At 35.8% G+C, this 11,133-nt stretch carries 8 protein-coding genes; all 8 read left to right on the forward strand.

Annotated elements, in window-relative coordinates:
• The first annotated feature begins 271 nt into the window (after positions 1–271).
• The 8 genes from MM214_RS18445 (at position 272) to MM214_RS18480 (ending at position 10,994) form a co-directional block, all read left to right on the forward strand.
• Positions 272–1,180 carry an STM4504/CBY_0614 family protein gene (locus MM214_RS18445; protein ID WP_241297653.1) on the forward strand — a complete coding sequence of 303 codons (909 nt, stop codon included), beginning with the start codon at positions 272–274 and terminating at the stop codon, positions 1,178–1,180.
• A gap of 18 nt (positions 1,181–1,198) precedes the next feature.
• A complete protein-coding gene (locus tag MM214_RS18450) occupies positions 1,199–1,849 on the forward strand; it encodes a hypothetical protein (RefSeq protein WP_241297654.1) in 651 nt (216 codons plus the stop codon).
• 319 nt (positions 1,850–2,168) lie between these two features.
• Complete coding sequence (locus tag MM214_RS18455) at positions 2,169–6,554, forward strand: NACHT domain-containing protein (protein ID WP_241297655.1); 4,386 nt, start codon at positions 2,169–2,171, stop codon at positions 6,552–6,554.
• 715 nt (positions 6,555–7,269) lie between these two features.
• On the forward strand, positions 7,270–8,232 hold the full coding sequence (locus tag MM214_RS18460) for a hypothetical protein (RefSeq protein ID WP_241297656.1): 963 nt from the start codon (positions 7,270–7,272) through the stop codon (positions 8,230–8,232).
• A 471-nt stretch (positions 8,233–8,703) separates the two neighbouring features.
• On the forward strand, positions 8,704–9,060 hold the full coding sequence (locus MM214_RS18465) for an IS110 family transposase (RefSeq protein WP_241297657.1): 357 nt from the start codon (positions 8,704–8,706) through the stop codon (positions 9,058–9,060).
• Entirely contained in the window at positions 9,048–10,073 is a 1,026-nt protein-coding gene (locus MM214_RS18470; protein WP_241297658.1) for a transposase, read from the forward strand. Before MM214_RS18465 ends, MM214_RS18470 begins: the two co-directional genes overlap by 13 nt.
• A gap of 98 nt (positions 10,074–10,171) precedes the next feature.
• On the forward strand, positions 10,172–10,393 hold the full coding sequence (locus MM214_RS18475) for an antitoxin VbhA family protein (RefSeq protein ID WP_241297659.1): 222 nt from the start codon (positions 10,172–10,174) through the stop codon (positions 10,391–10,393).
• Entirely contained in the window at positions 10,386–10,994 is a 609-nt protein-coding gene (locus tag MM214_RS18480; protein WP_241297660.1) for a Fic/DOC family protein, read from the forward strand. Before MM214_RS18475 ends, MM214_RS18480 begins: the two co-directional genes overlap by 8 nt.
• The last annotated feature ends 139 nt before the right edge of the window (positions 10,995–11,133 follow it).

The raw sequence follows: 11,133 nt of genomic DNA on the forward strand, positions 1-11,133 counted from the left end.
GCAGAATCATTGAGGGCTACGGTGCCCAGCGTGTTTTTTTTGAGTTTTCATGATGAAAGATTTTGATATAACTAAAAATAAGCAGAATTTAGGTAAATCGCTCACCCGTAGGGTGTCAGTTCAACAGAGGCTTGGCAAAAGTGGCGAGTGCAGAGCTCCGAATGAAAATTTGTGCTAGCTTTGAAGCCAGAAGCTACTGATGAAGTTTTGTGGGTCAAGTCGCCACCTTCGCCATAGCCTCAACCGTTAGCTGCAAGGCAAAAAGACAGATATGAGAGATATTTATTCAAAGCGAAATAAAAAAGCTCCAGACCAACTTGTCTATGACAGGATTGATGAGAAATTGCGTGTTCAAATAATTAGGACATGGAAGAAATTTTTCAATCAGTATGATGAAGAAACATCAGAAAAACTTTGGGGCCAGATAAATACCGTTATCTGTGATGAACACGGAAAGCATACCCTTCTTAAAGACGACTGGTTTAGGAATAAAGAATACTACCGATGTCAAAACTACTTTGAAAATCTAGAGTCTTTAGAGAAATCTTTTGACGTTATTGAAATTGTATTCAGGGCAATTTCCAAGATTCCTGAATTCGTCAATCAGAGAATAACTTACAGTCCAGAAGAAATTGTAAAAGAGCTAAACGAAAGATTTCGTGAAAATGACTTTGGTTTTGAGTTCACTAAGGGTCGAATGGTGAGAGTGGACAATAAACTTCTCCACAAGGACATATTGAATCAAGTCATCCAACTAACTAATGAACGTTTGTTCATAAATGCGAATGAAGAGTTTCTATCAGCTTTAGACCACTTAAGGCATAGAAGAAACAAAGAAGCTTTGAATGATAGTTTGAAATCTTTCGAATCGACCATGAAAATAATCATTCACGAAATGGGATGGGGTTATGATGAAAGAGACACAGCCAGTAAATTGATTCAAAAATGCCTAGAGAACGAACTGATACCAAAATCTCTTCAAAGTCAATTTTCTGCATTAAGAACAACTCTTGAAGCAGGTATACCGACAATTCGGAATAAGAATAGCGGACATGGACAAGGACCAAAGAAAATTGTCGTTCCCGACAGCTTAGCAACCTATTCAATTTACATGACTGGTACTTGTATTAATTATCTAATTGAATTATATAGAGAAAGAAGCTCAACTGCTAATCGTTAGCTGCAACCCAATGACACGATGAAATATAAACCGACACCATTAAATATAACTTGCGGAATTCTTATTGGACTTTCCGCTTATGGTGCAATTTTTCCAGGACCAATGGGTTTCGGTTATCTTTTACAATTTTATCTTCTTCCAATTGCATTTTTAGGACTTGGGTTTGATTATTTAGGACAAAGGAAAATCAAAAGTTATTCGAGATTATTCCTAATCGAAATTGGAACTTTAACCATCATATCATTTGGATTTGCTTGGCAAGAAAGAACCAAGACTTACATCATTTCCGACAAAAGAGAATTTGAGTTTGTGGTTACAATCTATGATGTAAAAAACTCAGGAGAATTACCTGTGAACTTTTTTACATGGAACTATGAAAAAGAAATTCCAGATAATGGAATTCTATTGACCTCAAACAGAATTAATACGGACTTACCCAAAACGGAGATGTTTACAAAATCAGGGTTAAGCCTTCAAGACAGAAATGACACTGTAGACTTGTGCTTTGGTCGAGCAAGTACTTCGAAAATTGAAGTTAACGGAAAAAAATATGAATACCAAGCTTGGAAAATTGATAAAGGTGGTACAATTGGATATTCTTCAAATGACATTAAAGAATTGGAAGAAAAACTTAAAGATTATTTGAAAAGAAAAAAGCCCAGCAGCTAACAGCACCTAAGAAAACATGGGGCGGTCAGTGGTATATGAAAAGTTTACACCCCGAACTAACTTTAGTTACGTTGGACAGGTAATCGCTCCGAAATGCCCCACGTTTCTTAGCTGCCGACCGTTATGCCTCACCCTAATAGACACCACGACCGACAATAAACGAAAAGACAAATGAAAGACAAATTGCCAACGCTTCTGCAAAATCAAAAGAGCTGCAACCCAATGCTCAAAACCGACACGATGCAGCACATTTGCTTTTGCCCCAACGCACAAAAACTTTTCTAGAATATTAATATAGCGACAAAAGCAAACACAAATAATGAACTGGACTAAATTTATTACATACGGAGACAGCCCACAAAATGCTTTTGAGACATTATGTAATCAACTTTTTGAAAGGTTTCTTAAACGGACTTACAAGACTGACCTAATTAAATTTAGAGTTATTAATGGTGCAGGGGGTGATGGAGGCATTGAAGCATACGGTCAATTAAGTTCAGGAGACATTGTAGCCGTCCAAGCAAAATGGTTTCAGCAAAGTCTTGACGACAGTGAAATCAAACAAATAAGAAACTCAATCCTAACTGCAAAAAAACTTCGGACTCAAATCAAAGAGTATATTATCTGCATTCCACATGATGTTAGTTCGTTGAAAATTGGGAGAGGAAATAAACCAACAACCAATCACGAGGAAAATAAAATCAATGCTTTGATTGACGAAATTTATTCAGCTTACCCTGATTTGAAATTGACTTGGTGGTTTGACAACGAAATTCTTACTGAATTACAACAAGCAAATAACGAAGGTGTTCACAAATTTTGGTTTGACAAAGAAGTCATATCACTTGACTATTTATCAAAACATTTTGCTTTGCAAAAGAAAGGTTGGTTACATGAAAGATATATTCCAGAGTTACATGGACAGGGAATAATTCACGAGGAATATCAGAAACTTTGTTTCTCTATTCAATACCGCAAGGAGTTGTTCAGCCAAGCAACACAAGCAATTTCAGATTTGAAATTTTGTATAAATCAAATAGAACATTTCATCCCAACCAACACAACGGTTGAAATAACTGATGAGCTTAATATTATCAAAGAGAATTTAATTAAGTTTTTAGAAGAATTGCAAAAAATAGCCACGGCTGTAAAAACAGGAAATGACTTTTATAAGCCGGTGATTTTTTCAGAAGTTGATTTATGGAAAACGAAATTGAAACTTGAAAAACTAAATGCGAACAATATCCAAAAGAATATTCTTCCAAAACTTATTTCAAGTTTGGATAACATTCACAAGTATGATTTGCCGCAATATATTCAGCACTTTGCCTTTAGCTTTAATCAAAAAATCAGGTTGGTAATAGGTGAACCAGGCACTGGAAAAACTCATGGACTTTCTAATTGCGTTGAGATTCATTTAGCTGCAAACTCACCTGCAATAATCATTCAAGCGAAGGGAACTCCATTTAACGATTGGACAGAAATTCTTTCAAAGTCATTGGGAATTACTAATTGGAGAAAAGACGAAATTCTTTCTGCACTTGAAACACTTGCAACTAAAAACGATGTTCAAAAAGCAACTACTTTAAAAGCAGGTGAAGAATATGATAGTGAAATTACAAAGGCAATAGTTTGTATTGACGGTCTTGAAGAAGAAATTGAAAATGAAAAAGAGTGGTATGCACGAATTAGGGAATGCGAACAACTGACAGTTGAATATCCACGAGTGCGATTTGTTTTTAGTGCCAGACGATATTTTTACAACAGTGAAAAAGTTCCGCAAAGAGGAATCTTTGAAGATGTCTTTTTATCAAGAGAAGGAGATGTGGCTATTGATGAGGTTGCACCTCATTATTTCAGCAAAGACCACTATAACATTCAACTTTCTTCTCCTTCGCTTATCAGAGGGCTTGACAGCTTGCTTGCATTGAGACTGTTTTGCGAAGAATATAAAAACAGGTCTATAAATGCAACTGATAAAATCGTTACAGCAACAAGAGGTTTAATTAACCTAAAAATTGACCGACTAAATGAGGAGTTCATTTCAAAATTGCAAGGTAAAAAAGGAGCAACAAGAAATCCGATAATGGATTCCTTAGAAATCATTGCAAAATTCTTTTACAAGAATCATGAAGCTGAGCACAACCAAATGGTTGATTTAATTTCCCCCGTTTTAAAAAGCTATCTTGACGGTTCCGAGATAGATTCTTTGCTTGACTATTTAGCTGACAATGCTTTTCTAATAAGGTTTGAGAGGACGGACAATGATGGAGTTCTTACAAAAAGAAAATACTATTACAGCATTACATATCAATCCTTGATTGAGCATATTATTTCTGAAAGAATCTACCATGATATTAAAAGCGGTTCACTGAATAGAATTCCTCAATTTTTACATGAGGTAATGATGCGACCATTGGACTTTAATCCAAAGGATTCATTTAGCCCTTTTGAAATTAGTCCTAACGAGAAAATAATTCAAAACATAATAAACAATTCACTGATTGAATCAGGTAAATTAATTGGAGAAAATAATTTTCTAACCGAAGGTTTTGACGAGTGGGAAATAAAAAAATATCAACTAACAGCAATAAGCAAAGCACCAGGTTCGGTAGCGAAAAATTTCAAAGCTAAAATTGACGGACTATTTAATGGTGGTTATACAAACCTTTCTTATGTGCTTGAATATTTAATTCTTCCTTCAAGTTATTCATCGGATTCAGTTTTCGGAGCAGAATATTTGCACCAAACATTGTTGAACCTTTCTGTTTTTGAAAGAGATAAAATGTGGTCAGGTTTGGATATGCACGAAACAGGAAAACTTAGTGAACTTGAAAGACATCGTTATCAATATGAATCAAGCAAAGTTGTTTTCAGGGAATTGGGAGTTGGTAAACCAATTCTATTTGAATGGTATTTACACAACGAAAGACCATTGGTTTTTGCGTGGGGACTTTCAACTATTGACCAAGAGCTAAGAAATGATTTAAGAGTTTCATTAGCTGGTTGGGCAATAAAAAGCCCATCAGAATTTTTACTTCTACTGAAAAAAATATTTAGCTGCAACGACCCGCAAATTCAAGAAGATTTAGCTTCAATAATGTTGGGAGTTGCAAGTAGATTAAAAGACAAGGAGAGAATAAAGGAATTGGCATTGTGGTCAATTGAAAACATTTTTAACCATCTTGATATTCACCGAAATATAATTGTCAGACAAGGTTTCCGAGCAATTGTGGAGAGGGCATTTCAATATGGTGTAATTTCTAATGATGAAGTTGAAAAATGCAGACCAAGACCAATGCAAACAATTACACTTCTTCCTCTTGAAAGGAATTTAACTACAACTGGTCAAGGAGAATGTTATCCAATCGTTCATGATTTAGCATGGTATGTAATCGGAAAAGCATACGATGATTTTTTAGAATATCCATCTTCATTAGGTGATGGATTAAAAGACAATGATTGCACTGAAGCCAAAGCACTATTAAATGAATACAGGAAAGCATACAAAGACGATGATTTATTTGCAAGCAACTGGGGAATGGCTGTTGGCATTGCTTACATAAGAAATCTTGGATTAACAAGGGTAGAGGGGAATTGGCACACACAAGCCTCTCACGGAAGCAAGAGCAAAGTATTTACCTATGAAGAAAAATATACTTGGCTTGCTGTTCATTACATTCAAGGTTATTTATCAGACTATATTCCTGCAAAGAGATGGTCAGGCAATAGGGAATTTGTTTCTGACTACTCACAAATTACAGATGTTCCGAATCCGGCAGAGTCAGTTCTTGACTTAGATAAAGAAATTGAAAAGCTCAAAATAAAAAAAGAGTGGATAATAAAAGAGGTTCTCTCAAAAGAATTGGAAACAGGAATTGAAATAAATCAAAGTATTACCAATTGGGTAAACGAGGAACCTGTTTTTGATTTAGAAAAGTGGTTAAGCTTTGATTCTACCGATTTTCAAATTGATGAACCAAACAGAAAGTGGTTAGCACTATACAATGACACAAGTTTACATGACTCAAAACAGTTTTGCTATTCCTACTTTTATTCAGTTGCATGCCTGATTAAAAAGGAAGATTTACCATCTTTGATAAAAATTATTCAGAGCAATCCAGATTCATTGCATTTCATATCTCACATGGACGGTTTCCATTCATCGCCAAGGACAGACACTTATTGCAATCCAACTGACATTGTTTGGATGACATGGATAGAGGAAGATGAAACAGAAGAAACATTTTATGACGGAATATCTGACGATGAAAAATATTTACATCACACAATAACCGAAATCACACAAAACGACATCAATGGTGAGAGTTATATTCGTTTGCCGTCAAAGAAAGTCAGAGAGTTAATTGACTGTTATGAGCTTTTAGGAAGTGAATTGAAAGATGCGAATGGTAAAACACTTGCATTCAATCATAAAAAATCTGACGGAGCATATCGGGACAGTCAGGAATTAGTTTTGGTTGACAAAGATGTTTTGGAAAAATTAGTTGATAAGGAGGGATATGAAATTGTATGGTTTGTAGAGTTGTTCAAAAAGAAAAACCCTTTGAATGAAAGTCTTGACAAAGATTTTCATGTTCAAAGAACGAGGAAGTATTTCGTGTGGACAGAAATGAATGAAAAAAATCGTTTTAAATTTTGGGATGAATGGTTTTCTAATCAAAGAGACAAAAATGAGAGCTAATAGCGCCAAAGCATTTGTTAGCACATTTGCAGTTTTTCCAACCACACAAAACCAAGTAAAAAACTGCAAAAGAGCTAACAAGCCATCGCACATCGACACGACACTGGACAGACAATCAACGACTGAGAAAGAAGGGCGAAGGCATAACAGCGGTTTTGCAAAAAAGCGGGTTCAGTGGTTTATTGAACATTCTACCTCGCATCAACTTTTGTGGTATTTTGACAGTTTAGTGCTCCGAAATCCGCTTCTTCGCAAAGCCGCGAAACGTTATAGCACATTAGATCAATGAACCATATAAAGGTTAAATTCAAATGAAAGAGTTTTTAAGGTCATTTTCATATAGAGAAATTCTTTCTTCTTTGTTTGCTGCCTTGATGTTATTGTCGCTTGCTTTTTTATTCAGGAGCCTAAGTTTGTTTGATTCAAAATATATTGTTCTCAGTTTGGTTATTTTAGGTCCGATTCTTCTTAAACATAGGTTTTATCTTTTGGAGCACAAAAGGAGAAATCGAATATTGGGAAGGATGATTCACAATCTAATCACAGTCTTATTTATTTTTCTTTTGATTGGAATCAGTTTGAATTTGGTTAACAAATTTTATCAGATAGGGAGCTATTCAAACTTAATTATTTTATCTGTATTTATAGTTTTCTTGGCAGAATTTGCCTTATCTCTTATAAATCTGATTTTATCAAAGGTTTTTAAATTGTCTTTATGGTAAAGGTTTATAGGTTAATTGGCATTATTATTTTTTCGGCAATTCTGATAGTCTGTTACTTTTTGGAAGTTTCCAAGAAAGAATCTAACCCTGAACAGTACAAAGTTTGGAATGAAGAGTCAACTCTTGATGAAAGCGATTTTTTATGCAGACCTCCATTTTATGAAGGAAAAGCGGCTGCAAGAATTTCTTACAAGTATAGAATATATGAAAAACCAGAGGTAAAGGTGACTGTAATTGTTGATCGATTTAATTCATTTATTCATAAACATCATGTAAGCGATTACTTGATCAGACACGAAGCATATCATTTAAAACTTGCTCATTTTTTTGCAAAAGAGATCAACCAATCTATCAAAGGAAAAAGCCTTACCTATTCCGAAGCCTATCAATATTTGCAAGACAGAATCCAAAGAGACAAGCAATATCAAAAAATATATGATCGAGAAACAAATCATAGCCTCATAAAGCCTAAGCAGAATTATTGGGAATACAAGATTGATTCAATGTTGAACAAATCCATTGACTTTCCAATCTTTCAAGAGACAGAAAATATTGAAGTATATTTCCCAGAGAAACCTAAGATCCTAGTAGTTTCTATTGACGATGAAAAATATAATGGTTATCTACTTGATAAATATGATGTTAAGTTTTGGATAGTTGATATGGAATTTTACAGTAATGATACTCTAACCATTGAAAATTATTTTGTTAATATCCTTCATGCAGGAGGGCTATCAGACATAATTGTAAATGGAAATTTACCTCACCTTAAAGCAATTTTTGAGTCCTATAGCCAAGATACCTTAGGAAATGAAATAGTTTTAGACAAATTACTACTAGGAAAAAACACTTCCTTTTGGCTAAGATTTAGATATCCAATAGAAAAAGAAAATGAAGAAGTTTATAAAAGAATGGGAGATCAATTCTTCAACTCGTTTGAAGTTATTGATAAATGAAAAATAAACGTGCTATAACATCACCTTGGATACAGCGGGCGGTTCCGAGTAAATTGAAAGTTTAGTACCTTTAAGAAGTTTGGAGTAGGCTGGAAGGAAAGTGTTCCGAATGCCCGCCGTCTCCAAGCTGAATCACGTTATAGGGCATTCCCCCTACTTTTAAAAAGTTGATTTCGTAAGCTAACGCAGGACAGCATCATGGCAAGATTTTTTGTAAATTAATAGCCTCTCAGCAAGGCCGATTTAAGAAATGTTGCCCTCGAGTAATCGAAGAGCACGGGCGTCATTCTGGTTGGGATGCTTGCGATGATTTCAGTGGCGGATTTGTCTTTAAAAAGCCAGATACCCCGTTCAGAATATTTTCTAGCCAAAAGCACATCCCCTGAGAGATCTATCAATTCTTAATCAAATGGAACAAGAATCTATCTCCATGGAAGTCGTCAATCCGCAGGCTGCGGGAATTATCTCCTAGTGATATTTTTAATTGGTGTCGATGAATGCTTCGCATGTGATGTCGGCAGTCGCTCCCACTGGGTAGCAGTAGGTCAAACCGAGCATGATGTTCGGGAATTTGGGGTATTCAACCAGGATTTGTTTGCTATGGCAGATTGGTTGAAGGAAAAGAAAGTGAGGACTATAGCAATGGAAAGTACAGGGACCTATTGGCAAAATCTCTATGCAGTCTTGCTTTCAAGGGGATTCCATCTGATACTTTGTAATGGTAAGTTCACCAAGAATATCAAAGGAAAAAAGAGTGATGTCATGGACTGTCAGTGCCTGCCTGCCGTCAGGCAGGGATCCAAAAACTACATACATTGGGGTTATTAACTGGAAGTTTTTTGCCTGATGGACAGACAGAGGAGTTAAGGACTTACTTCAGACACAGATCAAATTTACTTCATTCAGCTGCTGCAGCATCAAAGAAAATGCAGAAATATCTAAGGCTATTAAACTTCCGATTGGATGTAGTTGTAAATGATATATGTGGGCTTACTGGACTGCTGATCATCAGAGCAATCTGTGAGGGCGAAACAGATCCAAAGAAGCTGGCTTCACTCCGACATGGGAATTGCAGAAAGAGTGAGGAAGAGATAGCAGCTGCCTTACAGAGTAATGGAAGGAAGGATTACCATTTTGCCCTGAAGCAGGAGCTGGATACTTATGATCACCTTCGAATGAAGGTTGAGGAATGTGATAAAGAAATAGAGAAAAAGCTGAATGAAATCATCGACTCAGATGATAATAAAAGAGAGCACTATCTAGAATCAAAGCCTCATAAAAGAGTCAATAAGAATACTCCAAAAGACATCGATCTAAATCTAAAAGCCTATCAGATGTTTGAAGGTACGGACTTGCTGGCCATTGAGGGGATGAGCTTTTCTTCAGTTTTGACATTGATGAGTGAAGTAGGAATTGAGGGGATCAGGAAATTCAAAACAGCCAAGCATTTTGCATCATGGCTGAGGCTAGCTCCCAATAATAAAGTCAGTGGTGGAAAAGTTCTATCTAGCAAAGTACCAAAAGGAAGCAACAGACTTAAAATAGCTCTAAGGAATGCTGCCAATGCCATCGGGAACTTGAAAGACTCAACACCCTTGAGGGACTTTTTCCAAAGGATAAGCTTTAGAAAAGGGAGAGTTTCAGCCATCAGTGCCACAGCAAGGAAGCTTGCAGTGATTATATGGAATATGGTAGTGAAAGGTGTACCCTATATAAACCCAGAGGGATACCTTTACTTAGATCAGAAAAGAAAGTTGGGCTTAGTTAAGAGAATTAAAAAGCAAATCGATAAATTCGGTCTGACTAATCAGGATTTAGGCCTCGAAATCAGCTCAAATTAAGCGATTTTCTTTGCGTTAGTCAAAATTTTAGGACGACAGAAAACAAATGATTTGACCTAAATATTTTGTAAATTTGAAAAGGATTTAAGACTGAAAATATGTTCAACACAATAGAAATTGACAGAACTAATCTAACCATAATGGGAGTTAAGTTTACGGACTTGAAAACCCTAGAAAGTACAGCAAACGCATTGGGGAGTAATATGTTTGAGGGGTTTAAACCGACACCAAAAGGAATTGAAATCATAAGGGACTATGTGACAGGAAAAATATCACTAACAGAACTTGTGGCATTTGCCAAACAAAAAGCGTATGTCTAATTCCTACAAATACATAGACCCTGACTTCACTTACACTGACCCCAAGACAGGACTTTTAAGAAATTTACAAGACATAACAGACCCCGATGTATTGCTCTTTGTTGAAAGTGGTGTGGTAACAAAACGACTTCAAGAACTTTACGATAACCCATTAAAAATAAAAGGTATTGAAAGCCTTTTTGAAATTCACAGACAGTTATTTCAAGACATTTACATTTGGGCAGGCAAAAAGCGGACAGTTGAAATTAGCAAAGACGGTAAGCAGTTCTTCCCTACTTCACACTTTGATAACGCTTTAAGATACATAAACCAATTAATTAGTGAGTTCAAGAAAATTCCCAAAAACAATAAAAGACTGCTTGCCGAGAAATTGGTGGAAATTTTAGATAACGTCAACTATTTACACCCATTCAGAGAAGGAAATGGTCGCACACAAAGAGAATTTTTACGACTGTTGGCATTAGAAAAAGGATTGACACTAAATCTCAACCCGCCCGACAACAAAAGTGTTTACGAGCGATATATGAAAGGAACTATTGAAAGTGACGTTACGACTTTGACAGAATTAATTTTTGAACTAATTGACACTAATGACAAATAGAAAAACGGCTTATAACATTTAGCCCACTAGAGAAAAGCCCTCGAAAAAAAGCCCTGATAGGAGAAAAAATCTATCAGGGCTTTTTGCTAGTGGTTGTTGACTGACATCCGTAGGGTGAAGGGCTTGCTAGGTGGAATAG

It is taken from the genome of Belliella kenyensis, from assembly GCF_022549675.1.
Classification (GTDB): Bacteria; Bacteroidota; Bacteroidia; order Cytophagales; family Cyclobacteriaceae; genus Belliella; species Belliella kenyensis.